21 protein-coding genes and 4 tRNA genes are annotated in these 23,100 nt (G+C 28.2%); 2 read left to right on the top strand and 23 right to left on the bottom strand.

Annotated features, from left to right (window positions below; genetic code table 11):
• Positions 1 to 73: 73 nt before the first annotated feature.
• The 5 genes from mreD to SFBMNL_RS02180 all read right to left on the bottom strand — a co-directional run bounded on the left by mreD (position 74) and on the right by SFBMNL_RS02180 (position 4,241).
• On the bottom strand, positions 74 to 565 hold the full coding sequence (gene mreD, locus SFBMNL_RS02200) for a rod shape-determining protein MreD (protein ID WP_042294339.1): 492 nt from the start codon (positions 563 to 565) through the stop codon (positions 74 to 76).
• Positions 566 to 569: 4 nt separating this feature from the next.
• Positions 570 to 1,412: a rod shape-determining protein MreC gene (gene mreC / locus SFBMNL_RS02195; RefSeq protein WP_042294336.1), complete on the bottom strand. Its 843-nt coding sequence runs from the start codon at positions 1,410 to 1,412 to the stop codon at positions 570 to 572.
• A gap of 7 nt (positions 1,413 to 1,419) precedes the next feature.
• Positions 1,420 to 2,439, bottom strand: coding sequence for a rod shape-determining protein (locus tag SFBMNL_RS02190; protein WP_005806895.1), 1,020 nt, complete (start codon positions 2,437 to 2,439; stop codon positions 1,420 to 1,422).
• Positions 2,440 to 2,759: 320 nt separating this feature from the next.
• Complete coding sequence (locus tag SFBMNL_RS02185) at positions 2,760 to 3,500, bottom strand: hypothetical protein (protein WP_042294333.1); 741 nt, start codon at positions 3,498 to 3,500, stop codon at positions 2,760 to 2,762.
• Positions 3,501 to 3,602: 102 nt separating this feature from the next.
• Complete coding sequence (locus SFBMNL_RS02180; protein WP_042294331.1) at positions 3,603 to 4,241, bottom strand: C40 family peptidase; 639 nt, start codon at positions 4,239 to 4,241, stop codon at positions 3,603 to 3,605.
• A gap of 410 nt (positions 4,242 to 4,651) precedes the next feature.
• On the opposite strand from SFBMNL_RS02180, the gene SFBMNL_RS08410 reads away from it, so the two are divergent.
• Positions 4,652 to 5,437, top strand: coding sequence for a ZIP family metal transporter (locus SFBMNL_RS08410; RefSeq protein WP_242821357.1), 786 nt, complete (start codon positions 4,652 to 4,654; stop codon positions 5,435 to 5,437).
• Between the two features lie 22 nt (positions 5,438 to 5,459).
• Here the strand turns inward: SFBMNL_RS08410 and SFBMNL_RS02170 are convergent, their stop codons facing one another.
• From SFBMNL_RS02170 to SFBMNL_RS02150, 5 genes are all read right to left on the bottom strand, one after another.
• Positions 5,460 to 6,200, bottom strand: coding sequence for a YaaA family protein (locus SFBMNL_RS02170; protein WP_014017861.1), 741 nt, complete (start codon positions 6,198 to 6,200; stop codon positions 5,460 to 5,462).
• A gap of 69 nt (positions 6,201 to 6,269) precedes the next feature.
• Complete coding sequence (locus SFBMNL_RS02165) at positions 6,270 to 6,791, bottom strand: hypothetical protein (RefSeq protein WP_005806909.1); 522 nt, start codon at positions 6,789 to 6,791, stop codon at positions 6,270 to 6,272.
• Between the two features lie 82 nt (positions 6,792 to 6,873).
• Complete coding sequence (locus tag SFBMNL_RS02160) at positions 6,874 to 7,701, bottom strand: pantothenate kinase (RefSeq protein ID WP_042294327.1); 828 nt, start codon at positions 7,699 to 7,701, stop codon at positions 6,874 to 6,876.
• 2 nt (positions 7,702 to 7,703) lie between these two features.
• Positions 7,704 to 8,333, bottom strand: a complete 630-nt coding sequence (locus SFBMNL_RS02155; protein ID WP_042294324.1) for an ECF transporter S component — start codon at positions 8,331 to 8,333, stop codon at positions 7,704 to 7,706.
• Positions 8,334 to 8,422: 89 nt separating this feature from the next.
• A complete protein-coding gene (locus SFBMNL_RS02150; protein ID WP_042294322.1) occupies positions 8,423 to 9,421 on the bottom strand; it encodes a hypothetical protein in 999 nt (332 codons plus the stop codon).
• A gap of 288 nt (positions 9,422 to 9,709) precedes the next feature.
• Here SFBMNL_RS02150 and SFBMNL_RS02145 point away from each other — a divergent pair, with 288 nt between their 5' ends.
• Positions 9,710 to 10,648, top strand: a complete 939-nt coding sequence (locus tag SFBMNL_RS02145) for a N(4)-(beta-N-acetylglucosaminyl)-L-asparaginase (RefSeq protein WP_042294319.1) — start codon at positions 9,710 to 9,712, stop codon at positions 10,646 to 10,648.
• Between the two features lie 38 nt (positions 10,649 to 10,686).
• Here the strand turns inward: SFBMNL_RS02145 and nox are convergent, their stop codons facing one another.
• The 13 genes from nox to SFBMNL_RS02080 form a co-directional block, all read right to left on the bottom strand.
• Positions 10,687 to 12,021 carry a H2O-forming NADH oxidase gene (gene nox / locus SFBMNL_RS02140; RefSeq protein WP_007440610.1) on the bottom strand — a complete coding sequence of 445 codons (1,335 nt, stop codon included), beginning with the start codon at positions 12,019 to 12,021 and terminating at the stop codon, positions 10,687 to 10,689.
• A gap of 154 nt (positions 12,022 to 12,175) precedes the next feature.
• Positions 12,176 to 12,790: a hypothetical protein gene (locus SFBMNL_RS02135; RefSeq protein ID WP_042294317.1), complete on the bottom strand. Its 615-nt coding sequence runs from the start codon at positions 12,788 to 12,790 to the stop codon at positions 12,176 to 12,178.
• A gap of 111 nt (positions 12,791 to 12,901) precedes the next feature.
• The gene (locus tag SFBMNL_RS02130) at positions 12,902 to 15,169 is read right to left on the bottom strand and encodes a peptidoglycan-binding domain-containing protein (protein WP_042294315.1); all 2,268 of its coding nucleotides are present in this window, start codon (positions 15,167 to 15,169) and stop codon (positions 12,902 to 12,904) included.
• A gap of 104 nt (positions 15,170 to 15,273) precedes the next feature.
• A complete protein-coding gene (locus SFBMNL_RS02125; RefSeq protein ID WP_005806923.1) occupies positions 15,274 to 17,595 on the bottom strand; it encodes an ABC transporter permease in 2,322 nt (773 codons plus the stop codon).
• Positions 17,596 to 18,300 carry an ABC transporter ATP-binding protein gene (locus tag SFBMNL_RS02120; protein ID WP_042294313.1) on the bottom strand — a complete coding sequence of 235 codons (705 nt, stop codon included), beginning with the start codon at positions 18,298 to 18,300 and terminating at the stop codon, positions 17,596 to 17,598. It lies immediately after the preceding gene.
• Positions 18,293 to 19,507: a hypothetical protein gene (locus SFBMNL_RS02115; RefSeq protein ID WP_042294311.1), complete on the bottom strand. Its 1,215-nt coding sequence runs from the start codon at positions 19,505 to 19,507 to the stop codon at positions 18,293 to 18,295. Before SFBMNL_RS02115 ends, SFBMNL_RS02120 begins: the two co-directional genes overlap by 8 nt.
• Before the next feature lie 121 nt (positions 19,508 to 19,628).
• A complete protein-coding gene (locus SFBMNL_RS02110) occupies positions 19,629 to 20,249 on the bottom strand; it encodes a cyclase family protein (RefSeq protein WP_042294309.1) in 621 nt (206 codons plus the stop codon).
• On the bottom strand, positions 20,250 to 21,731 hold the full coding sequence (gene zwf / locus SFBMNL_RS02105) for a glucose-6-phosphate dehydrogenase (RefSeq protein WP_007440556.1): 1,482 nt from the start codon (positions 21,729 to 21,731) through the stop codon (positions 20,250 to 20,252).
• 24 nt (positions 21,732 to 21,755) lie between these two features.
• On the bottom strand, positions 21,756 to 22,655 hold the full coding sequence (gene gnd / locus SFBMNL_RS02100) for a phosphogluconate dehydrogenase (NAD(+)-dependent, decarboxylating) (protein ID WP_005806933.1): 900 nt from the start codon (positions 22,653 to 22,655) through the stop codon (positions 21,756 to 21,758).
• A 98-nt stretch (positions 22,656 to 22,753) separates the two neighbouring features.
• A tRNA-Arg gene (locus tag SFBMNL_RS02095) sits at positions 22,754 to 22,830 on the bottom strand.
• Positions 22,831 to 22,836: 6 nt separating this feature from the next.
• A tRNA-Gly gene (locus SFBMNL_RS02090) sits at positions 22,837 to 22,910 on the bottom strand.
• A 5-nt stretch (positions 22,911 to 22,915) separates the two neighbouring features.
• Positions 22,916 to 22,991 (bottom strand) — tRNA-Gly (locus SFBMNL_RS02085).
• A gap of 18 nt (positions 22,992 to 23,009) precedes the next feature.
• Positions 23,010 to 23,094 (bottom strand) — tRNA-Leu (locus SFBMNL_RS02080).
• Positions 23,095 to 23,100: the final 6 nt, after the last annotated feature.

Raw genomic sequence — 23,100 nt, 5'->3', positions numbered from 1 at the left:
GATATGACAATTACCAAATATCTATAATCTGTACTATTTCTATGCTTAATATTTATCTTAATCCCCCCGTTAGTTAAAATTCTAGTGACTTCTTAAACAATCTCCCTTTAAATATTCTACCTAAAAACAAATACAAAAAAGCTGAAAAAACAAATATATAAATCAATTCATAAATCATATATAAACCACTTATACCTACACCCAAAAATATCATTAAAAATATATTCGTAATAAAACTCTTAAATATACAAAATATAGACACAATTAACACAGATAAAAAATATTTGTTCTTATTATATTTAATAGATACATAATAAAATAACACACCTAAAATAATATTTAAAAATATATTAACTCCAAACCCATTAATAAAAAACACATCCTGGAGAAATCCTATAACAACAGAAAAATATACAATTTCATATTTTTCAATATTCATACAACATATAAAAAAATATACACTAGTTAAACTTGTATACGAACCATTTATAGTAAAAAGAGGAATTACCGATATATCTAACAAGAAAAAAAATATACCTATAATAAATAATAATAAAAACTTCATAATTTTAGTATTCTACCTTATATTTATTTTTAGGGATTACTATAAATAAATTGCTCACAAAATCAAAATCTATATGGGATTTAATTAAAATACTTTTACTTAAATTTCTTTTATCATTTTCTATGGATATAACCTCTCCGATAATTATTCCAGACGGATACACTCCTCCTAATCCAGAAGTAACAATAATATCCCCCACAACTACATCTTCATCTATAGGTACATACTCCATCTTAAGTATGTAATTTCCAGACGAATTCTTATATTTTTTAACTATCCCTTGACTTCCGTTAGTCCTTTGAACTATACCTCCTACCGATATACTTCCATTAATTATTGGAGATATAATACTCCAATAATCGGATACAGATATAACCATTCCAAACAGTCCTCCATTTGCCACAACTATCATGCCATTTTCGAGTCCATCTTTTATACCTACATCTACTATGTAATCATTCGTGTACGATCCATTTTTCCCTATAATATTTGCTCCTACAAATGTATAATCATCCAATCTATCTTTTAAATTTAATACATCTCGCAATTTATCATTTTCTTCCTTTAATTTAGAATACTCTATAATTTCAGATTTCAACCTTCCATTTTCCTCATTTAAATCTTCCAATTTACCCATCAATTCTGAATAATGCATTACTCCATAATATATATCAGATATAGATTTAGAAATATTATACATAACCTTCTGTATAGGATTCATTACATTTCCTGTTATGCCCTCAATGTAAGATTTACTAGTCCTCTGAGAAGAAAATAATATGAGAACAATCATGATTATAATTAACAAAGATATTATAAGATTTATCTTATTTTTCATGAATTTCATCTAAATTTTAATGTCCTCTTTGATTTTTAGCTATTCTATCAAAATTTTCTAATGCTTTCCCAGCTCCTAATGCTACACAATCTAACGGTTGTTCTGCAATATGTACCGGCATATGAGTCTCATGATTTATTAAAGCATCTAAATTTCTTAACAATGCTCCTCCACCAGCTAACATTATGCCTTTTTCCATAATATCTGCTGCTAACTCAGGTGGCGTTTTCTCAAGAGTAGTTTTTATGGAATCAATTATTGCAGAAACAGGTTCTTTCAAAGCATCTCTTATCTGATCCTCTGTAACCTTTATAGTCTTAGGTAATCCTGTAATAAGGTCTCTACCCTTTATATCTATGACTCTTTCTACTTCATCTAACTGAAATGCAGATCCTATTTCCATCTTAACCTGTTCAGCTGTTCTTTCACCAATCATCAAGTTAAACTCTCTTTTTATGTAACTAGTTATAGATTGATCTAATTCATTTCCAGCAATCCTTAATGATTTACTCGTAACAATTCCCCCTAATGATATAACGGCTACTTCAGTTGTACCTCCACCTATATCTACTATCATACTTCCGGTAGCATCATCAACTGGTAATCCAGCACCTATTGCCGCTGCCATAGGCTCCTCCATTAAAACAACTTCCCTAGCTCCTGCCTGCTTTGTTGCCTCTTCAATGGCTCTCTTTTCAACACCCGTTACCCCAGATGGAAAACAAACTATTATTCTTGGACTAGCTAAAATACTTCTTGAAGTAACTTTTTCTATAAACTTCTTTAACATAGTTTGAGTAACTTCAAAATCAGCTATAACTCCATCTTTTAAAGGTCTTATGGCTATAATATTACCTGGTGTTCTTCCAATCATTTGCTTAGCTTCTCTTCCTACAGCTAAAGCCCTCTTCGTAACATCATTTATAGCAACTACAGATGGCTCTCTCAAGACTATACCTTTGCCTTTAACATATACAAGCGTATTAGCAGTTCCCAAATCTATGCCCATATCTTTACTTATGCCAAATAATCCCATAAATTATCTCCTTTCAAATAAAACAATCATTTTTAACAAAACTTGGTTCGATAAAATACTACTATGATTTTTTAATTTCTCAACATAACACTACCACATTATTTCTTTAAATATTGTTACATTTTTATTTGTTATTATTCAATAAATATACAATTTTTGTATTTTTTGGATTAATCAACTAAAATGAACACACATACTACTTCATATTAATGCATTATAAACACAAAATTTAATTATTATTTTATCATTTAGTAATAATTTTAACAAGCATAAATAAACACTAATAGATATATTTTTGCAAAATTATACACTGTTTTACACTATAATTTATAATCAGCAAAACTTGAATATACAAAATTAAATACACTTTCTAAATCTTCTTTTTCAACTTTATCATCTAAGTCAAGTATTAAATCCCTTAAATCATTAAATAACTTATAAGATCCTTTATTCCCATAATTTATATCTAAAAAATCAATATCGCTTTTAAGGTCTGTTACATCGACCTCATCACTCAATACATTTTTTATATCATCCAAAATAAAATTAGAAAATATCTCTAATATCTTCAATATTTCCTCATTATATTCAACATTTAATGGAATTTTGTAAACTTGTTTCACAAATTGAATATTATTCTTTTTCAAAAAATCCGCCATATCTAAAAAATTATTTTTAGTGGATACTCCTAAGATTACTCTTTCATATTTGCCATCATTTACAATACTAGATAATACTTTATTATCTATCTTTCTTCTGAATTCTTCAGCATTATCTAAGTCATTAAATACTCCTCCCTGAAACAAAACTATATTATTACTTAATAAACTTTTAGAATAATTCTCTAATTTTTCTTCTTCTAATTTCTCATTATTTTCATTTTCTTCACTTACAAGATCAATTTCCGATTTTTTATATGTACTGCTTTCATATATAAAACTAGCTATATTACTAGAAATAAATATTGATAATATTAAAACCAACACAAAAGATGTAATAAATTTAATTAAATCCCCATATTTTATATTTCTTTTATTAACTGTTGCTCTTCTATATTTCATTTTATCCCTCCATATATAATTTATATAAAAATATATATGTGGTTTTTTTATAATTATAATATAATTTAAAAACAAAAAGCGATACTTTAAAAGTATCGCCACTTAATAAGGTCTCATAGACCATGCATACCTAGCACCATAATATCCATCATTCACACTAGAAACAGTAACACCGGTACTAGAATTCGCAGCATGAACAAATTTTCCATCTCCTACATAAACTCCTACATGTGATAGAGATGAATAAGTGTTAGAAAAAACCAAATCCCCTGGCTTTAATTCACTTCTACTTACTCTAGTTCCTACATATGCTTGTGCTTGACTAGTTCTTGGAAGATTAATCCCAAAATTTCCATATACATATTTAACAAATCCAGAACAATCAAATGAATTTGGGCCTGTTTTACCGTACATATACGGTTTGCCAATTAAACTCTTCGCAAAATCGGCAATTCTAACTCCTAATTCCTGATTATAACTTACCTCTTTAGATACTACATTGCTTTTCTCAACTTCATTAACATCAATATCAGCTCTTATCTCTAAATCACTATCGTTCGAAATATTAATAGATGTCTGACCAGTAACTATTTTATCATAAATAGTTCCTGCAATCTCTTCATTATTACTATACTGTCCATCTTGTTCACTAACAGGTAGCGGTTCAGCTTTTGGAAAACTCGCAGTCAAAACAAAATTAAGTACTAAAACTACCAAAAACCTTTTTAATCTACTGTTCATGAAAACCTCCTAAAATTTAAAACCAAATTAAATGCAAATCAAACAATCAAACCACTTAAACATGATGACAATGATTCTAATTTTAATCTAATTCTCTATTCAACATATTTACCATTAGCAAGGTCCATTTATACTATAACATTATAAATCAAAAAATCAAACCAACAAATTATCTATTTAATAATATTTATTGAAATATTTTAATATTATAATATTTATTTATGATATATTTAATATTTTATTAACTTAATCACATCTTTTTTATGCACATTTTAAATTTAAAACCTAATCAAAGTAGCTAAAATTTTAAAAATTTAATTTCAAGTAACAAATATATATCATATTAATAGTATAATACAAAATTTACTTTTTCATTTTTCTAAGTAATCATGGGAGTATTTAATATTGAAATGGATATATTTTCACCTTTGACTCTTACATTAATGAATACAATATTTGCAATGTTTTCAACTATATTAGGTTCATCATGCATCTTCTTTGTTAAAAATAGTTTAAATATAAAGTGCTATAAAATATTTTTAGGTTTTACTGCTGGTATTATGATCTCATCATCTATATGGTCATTAATTATTCCTGCAACTGAATTATCTGAAAACAAACTAAATAATTTATTAGGCATATCATTAGGTTTTATATTAGGAGCTATTTTACTTAAATTACTAGATAAATTAATATCCAATATAATACTAAGGATAAATCTACCTGTAACATTATCTGCAAGAAAAAAATTTCTACTCATCTTATCATCTGCTCTAAGAAATTTAATAGAGGGAATTTCTATAGGGATTGCATTTTCATTGACTAAATCCGAAAATTTAGGAAGCTTTGCTGGAGCAATCGCATTATCTCTATCTATGGTACTCCAAAATTTCCCAGAAGGATTTGCTCTATCAATACCTTTTAAAAATGAAAAATACTCAAATTTAAAATCGTTCTTTATCGGATCCATTCCAGGTCTTCTAGAACCAATTGGTGGAATAATAGGTGTACTTCTATCAACTATACTCGTAAGTTATATGCCTATAATCTTAGCTTTTGCCGCAGGTACAATCATAATAACTGTTGTAGATGAAATTATTCCTGAATATAACTCGAGCTCATACAAAAATTTCGGTACAATTGGTTTCGTTTTTGGTTTCTTATTGTTATTAATGTTAGATATAATTTTAAAGTAGAGATACTCAATTATGAGTACCTCTACTTTGTAAATACATATTCATATTTATTTGATAATGCCTTATCAAATAAATATCCATTGTCATCAAATTCTTTTAACATTTCATATTTATCAATTTTATTTTTTATAATGAAATTAACCATTTTCCCTCGTGTTATCTTGGAATCCATTGCATAAGATTTAATGATATTATTTCTCTTAATCTTAAAACTACACGTTATAAACATATCCTTACTACACAAATATGGAATTATAGCCTTACTATACTCATTTGAACATAAATTTAATATTTCCCTATCATGTTTTACAAGATTTTGATAAATACATTCTCCAAAATATCCATAAAGATCTTTAAATTTTCCGATTCTTAATTTACTCTTAAGCTCAAGTCTATATTCGTATATGCTATCATAAGGTCTTAAAATCCCATAGAGTCCACTTAAAATTCTTATATGTTCTTTACAAAATTCTATATCATTTATATCAAATACATTAGCATTAATATTTTTATATACACTTCCTGTATAAGATAAAATTGCCGGACTTCCATTCGAATCAAATCTAAACTTATTATACCTAAATCTATTAATTCTTAATAAATCTCCATCTATTACCATTAACTTACTCATCTCTTCATCACTCATCGAGTTAATTTTATCTACTATTTCCTTAGTTTTTTCAATATAGACCGGTATAGTTAGATTTTTATGATTATCGTCTACCTCTTTCATCATAATAGAAGGAGATATTATAGATACCATTCTTGTACACCCCTTAATCCAAATTATTTCTAACACTAAAAAAAGTAAAGGCAAGATATGCCTTTACTCTCATAATATCAAATCATTTATTTTATTTAAATGTATTTTCTCAAACTCGATACTCTCTCGTTTAAGCTTTTGAGCATTTATAAGCACATTTATAAATTCCGAAAGAGATTCGTCACTATAATTTTCAAGCTCTAAAATCTGCTTTTGATCATTTATCAATTGCTTAATTCTATTTCTTGTAGATATCTTATTATCATTTATTTCATTTTTATAATTTCTAATTTCTTTCCATATATTATTCCCAATCTCAACTTTTATTTCATCTAATCTTTTTTTAATTTTATTATTTAATTCTCTATTTTCACGTATCAAAATATTATTTTTCTCAGTATCAGCGTCTAAAATAATAAACTTATCCACAAAATTATTCCTAAGCTTATCAATCCCAATACTATTTAAAAAATACATCTCACTATCAACACAATACTCCTGCGTATTATCTTTAAGTGCTGAAACTTTATTACTAACTAAAAACATCAACAATAAAAGACTCACACACAACATTACTATATTCTTTACCATATACTATTCCCTCCGGAAAATAATATCTCTTAAAAAGATTATTTCCTTTATCTACATAAATATACAATTTTCAAGATTAAATTTATCTAAAAAACTTATTATAATAAATAATTGCACCTATGGATGTTGCAAATGTAGAGTCATTTGGTATAATAAATTTTACGTTATGAAGCAATTCAAGTCTATCGAATATCTGTCTTATAACAGAAAACTTACTTAAAGTTCCTGTAAGAACAATATCTTTGATATCGTCATTTTTAACATAAAATATAGCAAGAAGTCCTATAGTCTGGCAAATCATATTTAGTATTCCAATCGACAAATCACTTTTACTAGCATTTACCAAAATATTCCCAAAATTTGAAGCTGTTAAATCTAAAGGAAGAGAAGGAATAGGTTCATTACATATATCTCCTATACTTAAGTCTACATTTTTTAATTGTCCAGATTTAAAATATCCATTAATTATATCAATATCTTTAGTACCCAATAGTATAGAAGACAATCCAAGCAATGTTCCTCCCCCAACTCCGCTACCACCAATATGTATCATAGAGTCATCACAAGCCTTTACATATGCCGTACCTGTCCCCATACTTACTACTAGTGCTAATTTCTTTTGTGATAAATAAAGCCCTCCATATCCAATAGCATCAAACTCATTTACTCTATAAGTTTTTATCCCATATATATCATCTAAAATAAATGAACTTCCAACTCCAGTTAACACAATAGAATAAACATCTTTGAGAGAAATACTATATAAATTTAAAAATTTACCTATTGCTCCATAAATAGATGTAAGTTGATCTTCTGCATTAACTTGAATAGATCCTACTTTAATATTTTCCCTAAATCCAACTATTTTCGTTGTAGATGCCCCTGCATCTATTCCTAAAACTATTTTCATAATTAATCCACCAAGTTAGTGTCTCCCTTGTATACTTTCGCTACTCCATATGCTACCAATCCTCCAAGTATACTTTCAGGAATTCCACTAGTCACTATCGTAGTTGTTATTATTCCTATTAAAGCTTCGTATGGAGCATTTAAAGCCATAGCATATTCTTGTCCAAAAAACACATAAACAAGTGTAAGAAGAATAACTGAACAAATAAAATTTGCTATCGTAGCACCAATAAAAGTCTTAAAAAATAAACTTTTAACATTTTTAAATATAATTGCTATGAAAAAATAAGTTAATAATCCGATCAATATTCTCGGTACAAAGCAAATAACCAAGCTAAAAAAGTTACCACTGATTTCTCCAAGCGAATAAAATGGAGTAAATAGAAATGCTATCGGTGAAGGCGGCATAAATGTCCACACAATAAAACTGAGAAGACCATACACAAACCCCATTATTAATCCACCTTTTATTCCAAGTACAATAGCACCAATTATAACTGGAATATGTGCAAGTGTCATAACAATTGGACCTATAGCAGGTAATGATCCAAGAGGCGTAACTGCTATTATAATTTCTATTGCAATTAAAATAGCCAATTTAGTTAAAAACAATGCTCTCTTTTTGTCATACATAAAATTAACTCCTTTTTCTTAAATATATTAATTATTTGGTAACAAACATTTTAAACCAATTATTATAAAATTTAAAGAGCATAATTTTTTCAATAAACTAAATTTTTAATTCTATTTTCATTTATAAATAAATCAATAAGTTTATAACCTCCAGTATCTTCTCTCAAAATTATCTCAAACGTATCTTTAATAATTGATGAATACTCACTTATATATGTCAAATAAGATCTGATCCTAATCATATCTCCATTCCTTTGAATAATCCAATCTTTCATATTCGTTTTAATACTTGGAAATCTCGTCACAATCGAGAATTCATGAGATAAATTAACTATATATTTGCTTATTTTTATAAACTTTTCCTTTTCTTCATCTGTAACATCTATATAATCTTCTCTGTCTCTTACTTCCCCTTTAAAATCTGTTTGAGAGTTCAAATCTTTGTTTAATATATTATTTGAGTAATTTGATAATATTTGATCATCATTTTCAATGTTAGATACTTGTCCATACAATGAATTGAAATTATAATAGAGTCCATTTCCAACTAAATCATTTTGTTGACTATTCAAATTTAAGTCATCATTTCCATTATAATAAATAGAATTAAATTCTTTATAATCATTATGTGAATTTAAATTTCCAAACCCTTTACTAGCAAATTCTTTGTCATACTTAATCTCATTTTTAATCTGTGTAAGTTCTTTTTTATAATTTGTATTTAATGTATTTTTAAGTAAATTATCAATTTTATACAGGGCTTCATCATATTCTCTATTATTCAAATTATCTTGTATATTTTCATACATCATATTCTCTTCCATGTAATACTTCCTTTGAGAAGATACCAAGAATATACAAATAACAAGTACGAAAATTATAAAAGCCAACATACTCAATTCACGTTTAAATTTTTTGCTCTCTTCTTTATCTATCCTAATTTTTTCCTTAATTTCTTGATCTTCTAAAAGCGATTCTTCCTTATTCTTACCAAGTATTTCTCTGAGTCCATTAACCTTGCTAATACAATTATCACATACTTTTAAATCATCAGATATAATAGATTTACAAAATTCACAAGTTCGCATTTCACTCACTCCGCTCAATCTTAAAAATTAACAATTTATGTTTATATATCTTTCGTACTATTATCAGTTTATTTTAAGTAAATCGTAAAAAATAAAAATTCCTAGCTCATAATACAAGCTAGGAACTTAAAAAATTTGTATAGTAAGTTATAGTAAAAATTAAGGATATTTAATTAATTCCATTTTTAAAATTTTTTATACAATTATTTTTTTAAAATTTTTTAGGTTGACTTTAAGAATATATCTTTATATATTTAACTAGAAAATATATAAAATAGAGGTAAACTTATGAAGTATTCAATGATTGGAACTTGGAAAATGGCTTTTGATGGTATCAAACTCGGTGAAAATATTTTAAAAAATAATGGAAACATAAAAGATGCAATTGATAAAGCTATATCACTAACTGAAGATAATCCATCATTCAATTCTGTTGGTTTTGGAAGTCTACCAAATATTGAAGGGGAACTAGAATTTGATGCTGCTTTTATGGATGGTAATGACTTATCATTTGGTGCCATATGTTCAGTTAAAAATATTAAAAATCCTATAAAAGTTGCAATAGCTTTAAGTAAATTTAAAAGAAATTGTTATTTAAGCTCTATTGGAGCAGAAAAATTTGCACACATAAACAAATTTGAATTTAAAAATATGTTAAATGATGATTGTATCAATAGATGGAAACATGAGATAAAAAATAATTTCGATTTGGACAACTTAGAAGCATACGATGGACATGATACAGTATGCATGATAGGTTTAGATTCAAATAAAAATATGGCTGTTGGGGTATCTACTTCTGGTTTATTTTTAAAAAAGGCAGGACGTGTAGGAGATTCATCTGTCATAGGATCCGGTTTTTATTGTGATTCACTAGTTGGCGGGGCTGCTGCAACTGGTGTTGGAGAAGATATCATGAAAGGATGCCTTTCGATTTCAATAGTTAATCGCATGAAACTTAAACAAGATATTCAATCATCATGTGAAGATGCTATAAAAGAACATACTGAAAGGTTTAATTTATCAAAATATAAAGCTGGCAGTATGTCTGTAATAGCCTTAGATAAAAATGGAAATTTCGGAGTGGCAACCAATAGAGATGAATTTCCATTCGTAGTAACAAATGAATTTTCACAAACAAAAATATTAATATGCAAGAATAACAATTCAAAAATGGAAATTTTTGAAGCTGATGAAAAATGGATATCAAACTATAAATATGATTAAAATAAAGAAACCTATCTTAAGATAGGTTTCTTTATTTATTACTTAGCTGTAAGAGCAGCCATTGTTATATAATTGTATGGTTGATTAAAGTGTGGCAAGAAGAATAAATCTAACAATCTTAATTTATCTATGGTAACTTTCTCTTGTATAGCTAAAGAGAACATATGTATACCCATAGATATATCTTGCTTAGATGCCATTTGTGCCCCTAATATTCTCCTAGTCTTCTTATCATAAACAATTCTAACCTTAACATTATTATTATTGTGTTTCATAAATGCTGGCTTTTGAGAATCCTCATATTCGGTATACTCTGGTTCAAATCCAAACATTTTAGCAGTATTTACAGTCAAACCTGTAGAAACCATATTCAATCCATATATTGATATACCATTAGATCCTTGTACCCCAATTGAATCAATTTCTGTACCACAAGCATTATGAGCTGCAACTATTCCAGTTCTAACAGCATTTGATGCAAGTGCTATATAACTAGTTTGATCCTTCGAATTATCATAAATAGTTGCACAATCACCTATAGCATAAACATCTTTAATATTAGTCTGACCCTTTAGGTTAACCTTAAATGCACCATTTCCTATTGTCTCTATCTTACCTTTCCCAATAGATGTATTTGGTAAAAATCCAATCGCCAACACAACCATATCAGCATCTATTTCACCTTTATCCGTTACAACCTTTTCAACTTTTCCATTACCTTTGAGTTCAACAACCTTCTCACCAAATCTCAAATTTATATTATTATCTGAAAGATTCTTTTCCATCATTTTTGTAAATGGCTCATCATAATATCTTTCCAAACAAGTTGATGCTAAATCTAATAAAGTTACATTCTTACCATGTCTTTCAAATGCCTCAGCAAGCTCAACTCCAATATATCCTGCACCAATAACAGTTATTTTCTTTATACTAGGATCCTTAAGCCTCTCTATTGTTTGAGCTGCATCTTGATATAATTTAACAAATTGAACATTATCAAGATCTTTTCCTGGTATATTTGGAGAAATCGGAAGAGATCCAGTAGCTAATATTAATTTATCATAACTTTCCTTAATTTCTTCTCCATTTTTATTTCTTCCAGTTATAACTTTATTATCAAAATCTATGTCCTCTATCTCAGTCTCCATGTGCACTTTTGCACCTTTAGCCTCCATCTTCTCTTTAGAAGAATAAAATAATCCTTCTGGACTATCAATTACATTACCAATCCAAAGTGCCATTCCACATCCCAAGAAACTTATATTTGAATTTCTATCGAAAACTACAACTTCTTTATCTTTATAATTATCTAAAACAGTATTAATAGCTGCCGTACCAGCATGATTAGCTCCAATAAAAACAATCTTACTCAAATGCTTCATCCTCCTAAAATCCTTTAACATATTTTCCCTATATACTATAACACACTTTATTAATTAAAAAACATAAATCTTAAAAAATTTTTTATAATCTCTATTATTCGTTAATTTTTGATCAATTATACTAATAATACAATAAATCTAAATCCTAATTCAAATAATTAATCATATCTAAATAACTCGAAAATAAAATAGATAACGCTTCATCATCTAATTCTATAACCCAATTATCACCTTGCTTAATTAATGTAAATTCCCCATTATTACTCTCTCTTTTAAGATCTTCTACGTATGAAATAAATAAATTAGAAATATTCTCTGTATTTGATACATTACTTGCATCCTGATCAACTAGAACTTCTGATAAAATATGTTGAAGCGTTTTTTTATACGCATCATATAAATTAAAGTTATTTATAGTTACCTTAATCTTTATTCTATCATCAGTAATATCTTGGGACTCCCCTATACTATATGTAAAATCCATAACCTTACTTTTTACAACATCATAAATCTTTTTTGTATCATCATCCAAATCATCCATACTTGTTAAACTTTCTATATATTTAACATACATTTCCTTAGATTCATTATCAGATAGATATACTAAACTCTCTTCAAATTTTCCATCTTTTAAATGATTTAAAAAATCATCAACTACATTTTTCTGATGATTTGACCCACATGAAATCAAGGTAAATAAAAATAACATTATGACAGCTACAAATGACGCACTCTTCTTAATGAAATTTGACTTTATCATTCTACACCTCTATATCTACATATTCAACTCTATTATATAACATTTTAACATATTAAAAATTAAAAGATTTCCTAAACATTAAAATAATGCTAGAAAATCTTATAAATTCAACTATTCTTTATAAATTTTTTCATATTCCAAAACTAATCTATTCCAAACATCCTTATTAATTTTTCGTGATCTATTAAACATAAATTTGTCTTGAATTTCATTTATATAGGCTAATGTATTCTCCCCAAATACTCCATCATCCTTAAGTTCAACATTAGTTTTAAAGTACCCTATAGAATTACTTCTTATAAAATTTATATATTGTTGAGCCAAAGTCACATATCCGCACACATCTCCAAATTCTAATTCAAATCCTGGATACTCCATAGAAATTTCAGATCTAAAAGATCCACTAAAAATTTCACTCTCCTCTTGCCTATATAATCTATCTAGATCGGTCTTATTATCTTCTTTAACATCATTTTTTTGCTTATCATTTTCTTTTAATTCATAATCCATATTAAATTCAGTTATTGCATTTTCAAGAGCTTTCAACTTAGTTAAAGTTTCATTCCCAACAATTCCATCAACAATTAGTCCAAATCTCCTTTGGAAATTTTTTATAAATCTTTCCATATTAGGACCAAAAATTCCATCTTTAACTAAAGTATCTAAAAAATTATAATATTTAGACACAGTATTAAATAGCTCCTGAAGTTTTTCTATGTGTTTCCCCTTATCTCCATACTTAATTGGTAGTATAGCTTCAAATTTTTTATCTTCATTTCTATTTTCATGCGAACAAGAACCCTTATCATCTCTCTTATTTTTATCTAAACTATTTTTTATAAAATCTTGTAGGCTCTTTATATTTTTCTTAACGTATTTAATCCTAGAAGATGTATCCTTACCTACAATTCCATCAACAATTAACCCAAATATTTTTTGGAAATCTTCAACTGATTTTTTAGTATTTTCCCCAAAAATTCCATCTTCTTCTAACTTTTCATGCCAAGAAGTATACTTCAAAATATCGTTTAAATCATGCTGAAGTTCTTTAACTAAAGCTCCCTCATTCCCAAACCTTAGTGACACATTATTAATTGCTCCCTCTTCAACATCATTATAATCTCCAAACAATCTTTTAATCAGTGAATAAACTAAACATATCTTCTTCCAAGTTTTCTTCCCAACTATTCCATCAACTTTTAAATTGAATATTTTTTGGAAATCTCTCACAGCTTTCTCTGTCTGCTCTCCAAAATTCCCAGTAATATCCGATATTTTGGATATCCCCTGATATTTTGATCCAATCAAATTCAGAGCTTTCTGAAGAAACTTAACATCTTTTCCATAACTTCCCTGATGTAATTCTCTATCCGGATATTTCTTAATAATGCACTCAATATTTGGAACCTCTATAAGTTCAATATTATCTCCAAAATATTTTTTTAATATATTTAAGGCATCCATCCCATCTTCAGCAAGCCTAAAACTTCCCCATCTTGATAATACTCTATAATCACTAGTTACATTATCACACTTAGCAAGAAAAGGTTGATGAAATCCATTAACCTTAATGCACTTATCAAATATATCATCTACAATATTACAAACATTTCTAAATAAATTCCTACCTTTGACATACATTTGGTCATAACTTGGACTACTTGTAATTTCAAATCCATAGCCCTTACTTCTATACCAATTTGTATAAATCCTATTTAATGATAAAGATACAATAGCATATACATTTGCTTTTATAGCTTCATCATTCCATGTAGGATAAATAGTTGAACAAACAACATTTTTTATATAATCAACAAATGGAACCGTTATAATTTCCCCATTTTCATTAGGCTCTCCAAGATGTATTGTTATAAACTCGGGTATAGAAAGATCTTCAACCTTAACAACAGGTTTTATACTCTTATCATCTTTTAACAATCCACTCTTTATTTTAACATCATTCTCATTTGATTTTAATACACAAGGTGCTTCATTCTTAAAGCAAATATGTTCTTTCTTAGACTTACTTTTCTTATCCTTATGATGTTTTCTAAACGAATCTCTACTATCAAATTTAAGTTCTTGAACAGATGTAATGTCCGAATAAACTTGTATTCCTTTAATCTCTACTATCTTATCATTTTCAAATCTCACTTCAGCATCCACTTCCGTATATGGAATGCATTCATTTGACTTATCAAAAGTTAAACTACTATCTTTTGTATAAATTTCAATTTTATCGCTTTTACCATCCTCATTAACTCCAAGTATCTTATTAACTTCCCGACCATCAATACTAACTATCTTTATCTGAGCATTAGAAACTGGAGTTGCTCCATTATCCTTACTAATCTCAAAAACTAAATAACCTTTTTCCAAATAAATTCACCCTGATTTATTAATAATAACTAGTTTATTTAAGACTTTTAAAATATGTTAAACTTTTTTACAAACAAAAAGGTTTAAGTATAATCCTTAAACCTTTATTCAACACCCTTAAGTGCCTCAATCATATTAACCTTTAAAACTTTTCTCTTTAATAATAAGTTTGTAAATATTGAAAAAAGCATAACCATGATAAAAGACAAAAGTATACTATACCCCGAAATATTTTGGGGTAAGGTTGCGCCTCTATCAGATATAAGTATCTGCATATATTTAAACAACCAAATACCAAATGGTATTCCAATTATACTACCAAACACACTAAGAACTATATTTTCAATAAATATAAGTCTATTTATCTCTCTATCATAGTACCCAAGTACCAAAAGAGTAGCAATTTCTCTAATGCGCTCAAAAATATTAATAGAAGTAATATTATATATTACAGATATTGCAAGAACAGCTGATCCAACTATAATTATCATTATAACGCTATTTATCATACTTAAAATATCCTCTGCAAAATCTCTTAGATCTCCAGATAAAGTTATAGAACTTATGTTATCATTTTTCTTTAACTCATTAACTATATTTGTAATATTATCCTCACCTCTTAATTTAATAAATGCACCATTAAACGAAATATCTATATTATCCCTCTTTAATACTTCACTTGATACATATATCATTTGACTTGAATACATTTGTGCAATATCACTCACAGATAAATTTAAATTAGAAGAACTCATACCAAAATTTATATCAATATTAATACTATCAGAAATATTAATATTGTAGTCATCCAAAAGCTTAGATGGGATTACCACACTACTATCATTAAATCCTATAATATTACTCTTTTTATCTTCAAGTTTTAAAGCGGAATTACTTCCTTTTACAATAACTACAGGTATCTCTATATCTTCGTCTTCAAGATGAACATTCCCAATTGTTGTAAAATTTAAATCAACAACATCAATGTAATTACTGTAACCCTTAATTTCATCCTCATTAACACTATTAACCATCTTTATTTCGAAATCATAATCTCTAATTCTAGATTCATAATCCAAAAGTTCATTAACTGATGACTTTAAAGAAAATCCAGTGATCAAAAACGAAATACTTCCTATCATTCCAACAGAACTCAATATTATTCTCATCTTATTGTGAAATATATTTCTTATAATAATTTTATAAATAAAAGAAATCTTCTTCCAAAACTTAAGCTTCTCTAAAAAGATGTGCTTTGAATTTTTCGGAGGTCTTGGTCTTAATGCATCAGATGGTGCTTCTTTAAGTGTCTTGTGACACGAAATTATAGTAGCAGTAATTGAAAAAAATATAGAAATCAATATCCCATACAGTATATATTCCGAATAAATATTAAGCCTAGATACTGGAAATGTATACTGAGATGAAAAAGTTTTTAAAATTATTCCTGGCAGGCTATAAATACCTATTAATCCTCCAATAAGTGATCCAAAAACCGACGCAATAACTGAGTACATTATATACGAAAAATAAATCCTATAGCTTGAAAATCCAAGTGCTCCCATTATTCCTATTTGTGATCTTTGATTTTCAACCGTCTTAGACATCGATATAAACGTTATAATTCCTGCAACAATAAAAAATATTATAGGAAAAATTACAACAACCTTGTCTATTTGGTTTAAGGCTCCATCAAACGAAGAATAACTTACATGATCCTCTCTTTTAATCATCTTTACAAAAGTTTGTATTCCCTCAAATTCATCACCATTTAAATCTTCATTTGACTTAATAAGTGCTTCAGTATAGAAATAAGATATATTATTTTCATCAAATTTTAATTTAATAGTATCTTCCATTACATATCCTGCTCCAAATCCATCAAGATCCACATTTGCAGAAAAATCATCTTTAATTTTAGAAACATATTCTGGGGAGTCCATAATACCAGATATCTTAAGATTAAATTCTATACCATTATAGTCAAAACTAATATAATCTCCAATCTCTAATTTATTTAGCTTCATATAAATCTTATCAAGTATTATCTCATCTTTTGAGGGAAGCTTTCCCTCATAAATATAAGGAACATTTATATTTTCAGTTAAGGTATGTATCCTCAAATTAGTATCCTTATTATTAACATTACTAATAACATTCATAGTATATCTTAGCTTTATTTCCTTGATTTTCTCATTAGATCTATAGGCTTCTATATCATCTGAATATAATTGACTAAAATAGGCAGTATAATCCATAAATTTTTGATTTTCATAATAATTTTCTATTAAATTTCTAACAGAACTTACAGAATTTGAAAGACCAGAAAAAAATACAGAACCTACCCCAATGACAAATATTATTGAAATAAATCCACCAAGTGATGTTTTAATATCCCTAAATAATTTTAACAATAAAACTCTCATCTACCACTCAATCTCCTCAACAGGAACTTTATTTTCATTAAAATCTATACGATCTATGGTTCCATTTTTAACATGTATAACTTTATCAGCCATAGGTGCTATTAAAGAGTTATGTGTAATTAAAGCAATCGTCTTATTAAGTGTCTGATTTATTTCATACAAAAGCTTAAGCACTTTCTTTCCCGTACCATAATCAAGTGCACCGGTTGGTTCATCACATAAAAGAAGTAACGGATTCTTAGCAATAGCTCTTGCAATTGCCACCCTTTGTTGCTCTCCTCCTGATAACTGAGTCGGAAAATTATTTATTCTCTCAGATAATCCAACCTTAGTTAACATGTCTTTAGCATCCAAAAAATTTTTACAAACACTTGTTGCAAATTCAACATTTTCAATAGCAGTTAAATTGGGTATCAAATTATAAAATTGGAATACAAATCCAATTTTCTCTCTTCTATATTTTGTTAACTGATTCTTACTAAAGTTAGTAATAGATTCACCATCAACAACAATATCTCCAACAGATGCAGAATCCATTCCACCCAGAATATTCAAAATAGTAGTTTTCCCAGCACCACTTGCCCCTAAAATTACTACAAACTCACCTCTATCTATAGAAAAATTAACATCGTGTAGAGCATTAATAATAACTTCTCCAACTTTATACTGTTTGGAAACATTTTTAAACTCAACAATCCTATTCACGAATACCCTCCTTATATAGTTTTTTAGCCTTCCTAGGATTTATTATAATGTCCTTCAATATATCATAATACTCATTGTGATGCAAGCTAGTTATATCATAACATATTAAATCCCTGCTTATATTTACATACGGTTGTATTTTGAAGCAATCTTTGTTATTCATTTTCTTCATTGATGAACAAAAAATATTAAATCCACTATCATTTAAATACTTAAACCTCTCATCATTTTTATCTATTACATTACCTGAAGGATAAACAAATAAGTTTGTATATCCAATTATATTTGATACATACCTATACCAATTATCCATATCATTTTTAACTAAATTAAGTGTTACATCTTTAAAATCTATATTTCCATATGTATTACACGCAAATATCCAACCGTCATTCTTAAGATTATCTGCTATCCTCTTAGCCTCATAAATATCATTTGATAGTTTCTTAATCTTATCAGTACTAATACGTGATCTCTTACTTATATTCCTACCAGTGTTATATCCAAATATAGACTCAGAATCAACAATAGATAATACACCTTTAGCATTATTAAAAGAAAATCCCTCATTCTCTCGAACAAATTTATTTATAATTGTTATGACATTATTATCCTCAGTTATTTCCTCATTCCCATTTTTAACTTTAATCATCTTAACCTGCATATCTTCATCATCAATAATAAGCCTCGAAGAACTATACCCAAAATCATCAACAAATAAAACAAATGGTATCTTACCCTTTGGTATATTCAGTATCTTACGCTTAACTCTAAAGCTCCCTTCCCTATAAACCTGATCATAAAGATCTGCGATATTAATTATCATATAATTATTTTTGTGTAAAACATCTAAGACACCTTTAAATTCATCCATGCTTATAAATGAATCATAAAATTTTTTATTATTACTATCTAGACTATATAACTTTTCATTAGGAATAGGTCTAAAATACATATATTTAACATCTCCATCATAAATGGACTCATCATCTCCAAAATAATTTTCATCAAGATTAATAATATTTACTTTGTTTTCTTTAAAAGAATATACCTCATGCTCCCCTTCAATTTTCTTACTATCCCTTATAAACTTAATTGTCTCACTTCCAATTGCAATTTCATCCCAAAATGTATAAATACTTAAGATTATAAAAAGTACAATATAAAACCACTTAAAACTAAATAAACATTTTAATTTATCAAACATAATCTTATAACCTCAAATCTAAACCGCAAAATTTATTATAATTAGTATGTTCAATCAACTATGTTTAAATTTAACTTATAATGGTGTAATTTATGGTAATAAAATAGAGAGATAACTTACGTTATCTCTCTATAAGAATAGCTCTAGAAGGGGCTCCCTCAGCACCCTTTATTTTAAGTGGAAGAGCAACCAAGAAATACTCTCCCTCAATAATATCTTTAAGATTTAATCCTTCAAGAACAGCAATACCCTCTTTAAGAAAAGCCTCATGGGTTTCATGATTAGGTTGATCCCTTTCAACACTCAATGCATCAATTCCAACGCCCTTAATCTTTTTCTCTGCGAGAAATTCGCTTACCTCTGTTGATATAAATACAAACTTAAAATCAAATTCCGTAGCCAAAGAATTTCTAGTTTTAAAAATTATAAAATCATTTTCAGAAATATTGTATTTCTCTATATCTTTCATCTCAATTTTCTCTTCAACATGAGATAAATCAAAAACTTTGCAATCAGTAACACATTTATATAAATCTTGATTTTCAATACTATCTCCGCCCTCAATCATGTGAAGAGGAGCATCCATGTGAGTGCCAACATGCATATCTAAAAGAGCTCTACTTTCATAACTAGTTCCCATATTATAATCACTAACAACTGTAATTATAGGTTTCTTGTCTTCCTTATTTTTATAAACAATCATATCAGGATGAATTAAAGTTGATATATCATGTATTCTCATTTAAATATCCCACCATTTCATATTTTCTTTATGCAATAATTTATTTATTTCACAAGGTCCATCACTCAAAGAGTGATAATTATATAAAGGAATATCCTTATTGTTGTCCCATATCTCAAATATTTTCTCAACGTACTTCCAAGAAAATTCTGTTTCATCCCATCTTGTAAACAAAGTAGATTCTCCTCTTATAGCATCATACATTAGCTTTTCATATGCCTCTGTAGAAATAAGAGAGTGACAATTCTGACAAAAATCCATTTGAATCGGTATAATCTCATTTTCATTTCCAGGTTTTTTTACACTCAAATTAAGAAATATTCTTTCATCCGGTTGTATCCTTATAACAAGAAGATTTGGTTGTAACTTATTATCTTCATTATATAAAACAAATGGCGCATTCTTAAACTCAATAACAACCTCTGTTATTTTCTTGCTAAGTCTTTTCCCTGTTCTTATATAAAAAGGGACACCTGTCCACCTATAATTATTAATAAAACATTTTATAGCAACAAATGTTTCAATCATAGAATCTTTGGATACATCTTGCTCTGACCTATATCCCTTTAAAGTACCTTTACTATCTTCAATATATTGACCTCTAACAATATTTTCTCTAACAAATTTTTCATCAATCTTTGGCATAGCTTTAAGAACCTTAACCTTCTCATCCCTTATATCCTCTGTATTCAAAGACACAGGTGGTTCCATAGCAATAAGTGTCAACAATTGAAGCATATGATTCTGAAACATATCTTTAAGGGCACCAGACTTTTCATAATACTTCCCTCTCGTTAAAACCCCTAAAGATTCATTGCTAGTTATTTGAATGTTGTCAATGTATCTATTATTCCATATGAATTCAAGTATTGGATTTGCAAATCTTATTGCCATTATATTTTGACTCATTTCTTTTCCTAAATAATGATCAATTCTGTAAATTTCCTTCTCCGTAAAAGTCTTTGTCATCTTTTCATTCAATTCTCTAGCAGATGTTAAATTCTCTCCAAAAGGTTTTTCAATTATAACTCTCTTTATCCCCCTAGTACTATCAGCTAAATCATTTAATCTCAATCTATCTACTATAATAGAAAAATATTCAGGGGATACGGCCATATAATAAAGTATATTTTCATTATACCCATGTTTCACACACATGCTCTTTATCAAATCTTTAAGAGATCTGTATTCCTTATCTTCAACAAAATCTAATTTCAAATACTCAAAAATACCAGAAAATTTTTTAAAATTTTCTTCTGTAAATGTCCTTTTTGAAAACTCTCCTAAAGATTTCTTTACATTATTTCTATAATCTTCTTGAGAAAAATCTCTACGTCCGATACAAACAAAATTAAATTTCTCAGGTAACAAGTTTTGTATATACAAATTATAAATTGCTGGAACTAATTTTCTATATGTTAAATCTCCCGTTGCTCCAAATATAACAAAAATATTTGGTTCATTAATACTTATTTGATCCATATTACCCCCCCAAATTAAAAAACATTATTTGTTGTCCTTAACAACATGACCACCAAATTCATTTCTAAGAGCAGCAACTAATTTACCTGTTAAAGAATCATCCTGTTCACTTCTATATCTCATTAACAGTGATTGAGTTATTATAGTTGCTGGAATTTTCAGCTCTAGTGCCTCTTGTACAGTCCAAAGTCCCTCACCGGATGAATACATAACACCTTGTATTTTATCTAATTTAGGATCCTTTCTAAATGCATTTTCAGCAAGCTCCATCAACCATCCTCTTACAACAGAACCATGATTCCAAACTTTAGCAACTTTTTCAAGATCTAAATCAAATCTACTTTTATCTAAGATCTCAAATCCTTCTCCAATAGCAGCCATCATACCATACTCAACACCATTATGAACCATCTTCACAAAATGTCCAGATCCATTATTACCACAATGCAGATAACCATTCTCAACACTGATATCACGAATAAGCTCTTCTATATATGAAAATACTTCACCCTCAGCACCAATCATAGTACAAGCACCATTCCTAGCTCCATCAATTCCTCCACTTGTACCAACATCAACAAAATCTATACCCTTTAATTTCAAAGATTCGTATCTTTCCAATGTATCTTTATAGTTTGAGTTTCCACCATCAATAATTATATCGTTCTTATTTAAAAGAGGTACTAATATATCAATAACTTTATCTACAATTTCACCTGCTGGAAGCATAATCCAAATAACTCTTCTACCTTCTAACTTATTAACTAATTCTTCAATTGAAAAAACACCATCTAATCCTTCTTTCATAGCTTCTTCAACTTTTTCCTTAGACCTATTAAAACAAACAACTTTATGACCCTTATCTCTCATATTTAAAGCTAAATTAAATCCCATTCTTCCTAAACCAATCAATCCTATTTGCATAAATCAATTCTCCTATACAATTAATTTTTATTATTAATCTTAATTAAACAAAAAGAAACGATACTTCTATATCGTTTCTTTCCTCTAAATTAATAATTTGGCGTGTCTTAAGAGATTCGAACTCCTGACCTACGGCTTAGAAGGCCGTTGCTCTATCCAGCTGAGCTAAAGACACACAATATGGAGCGGGTAGTGGGAATCGAACCCACCTTGCCAGCTTGGAAGGCTGGAGTATTACCGATATACGATACCCGCACATTTGGAGCGGAAGACGAGGCTCGAACTCGCGACATCCACCTTGGCAAGGTGGCACTCTACCAACTGAGCTACTCCCGCAACAAAACAAAATTTATATGGTGCAGGTGAAGGGAGTCGAACCCCCACGCCGTAAGGCGCTAGATCCTAAGTCTAGTGCGTCTGCCAGTTCCGCCACACCTGCATTTTC

Origin of the sequence: Candidatus Arthromitus sp. SFB-mouse-NL (genome assembly GCF_000709435.1) — a bacterium.
GTDB lineage: Bacteria > Bacillota > Clostridia > Clostridiales > Clostridiaceae > Dwaynesavagella.
Note: the sequence above shows the minus strand (reverse complement) of the source record. Positions and strands in the feature narration are given on the sequence as shown.

Bases quoted from the DNA above. Each gene is read 5' to 3' on its own strand.
- SFBMNL_RS02170 (WP_014017861.1), bottom strand. From the start codon at position 6,200: ATGGTATCTATAATATCTCCTTCTATTATGATGAAAGAGGTAGACGAT.
- SFBMNL_RS02110 (WP_042294309.1), bottom strand. From the start codon at position 20,249: ATGAGAATACATGATATATCAACTTTAATTCATCCTGATATGATTGTT.
- SFBMNL_RS08410 (WP_242821357.1), top strand. From the start codon at position 4,652: ATGGATATATTTTCACCTTTGACTCTTACATTAATGAATACAATATTT.
- mreD (WP_042294339.1), bottom strand. From the start codon at position 565: ATGAAGTTTTTATTATTATTTATTATAGGTATATTTTTTTTCTTGTTA.
- SFBMNL_RS02190 (WP_005806895.1), bottom strand. From the start codon at position 2,439: ATGGGATTATTTGGCATAAGTAAAGATATGGGCATAGATTTGGGAACT.
- SFBMNL_RS02150 (WP_042294322.1), bottom strand. From the start codon at position 9,421: ATGCGAACTTGTGAATTTTGTAAATCTATTATATCTGATGATTTAAAA.
- SFBMNL_RS02165 (WP_005806909.1), bottom strand. From the start codon at position 6,791: ATGGTAAAGAATATAGTAATGTTGTGTGTGAGTCTTTTATTGTTGATG.
- SFBMNL_RS02180 (WP_042294331.1), bottom strand. From the start codon at position 4,241: ATGAACAGTAGATTAAAAAGGTTTTTGGTAGTTTTAGTACTTAATTTT.
- gnd (WP_005806933.1), bottom strand. From the start codon at position 22,655: ATGCAAATAGGATTGATTGGTTTAGGAAGAATGGGATTTAATTTAGCT.
- SFBMNL_RS02155 (WP_042294324.1), bottom strand. From the start codon at position 8,333: ATGTATGACAAAAAGAGAGCATTGTTTTTAACTAAATTGGCTATTTTA.
- SFBMNL_RS02145 (WP_042294319.1), top strand. From the start codon at position 9,710: ATGAAGTATTCAATGATTGGAACTTGGAAAATGGCTTTTGATGGTATC.
- SFBMNL_RS02115 (WP_042294311.1), bottom strand. From the start codon at position 19,507: ATGTTTGATAAATTAAAATGTTTATTTAGTTTTAAGTGGTTTTATATT.
- SFBMNL_RS02185 (WP_042294333.1), bottom strand. From the start codon at position 3,500: ATGAAATATAGAAGAGCAACAGTTAATAAAAGAAATATAAAATATGGG.
- SFBMNL_RS02135 (WP_042294317.1), bottom strand. From the start codon at position 12,790: ATGATAAAGTCAAATTTCATTAAGAAGAGTGCGTCATTTGTAGCTGTC.
- mreC (WP_042294336.1), bottom strand. From the start codon at position 1,412: ATGAAATTCATGAAAAATAAGATAAATCTTATAATATCTTTGTTAATT.
- SFBMNL_RS02160 (WP_042294327.1), bottom strand. From the start codon at position 7,701: ATGAAAATAGTTTTAGGAATAGATGCAGGGGCATCTACAACGAAAATA.
- zwf (WP_007440556.1), bottom strand. From the start codon at position 21,731: ATGGATCAAATAAGTATTAATGAACCAAATATTTTTGTTATATTTGGA.
- SFBMNL_RS02125 (WP_005806923.1), bottom strand. From the start codon at position 17,595: ATGAGAGTTTTATTGTTAAAATTATTTAGGGATATTAAAACATCACTT.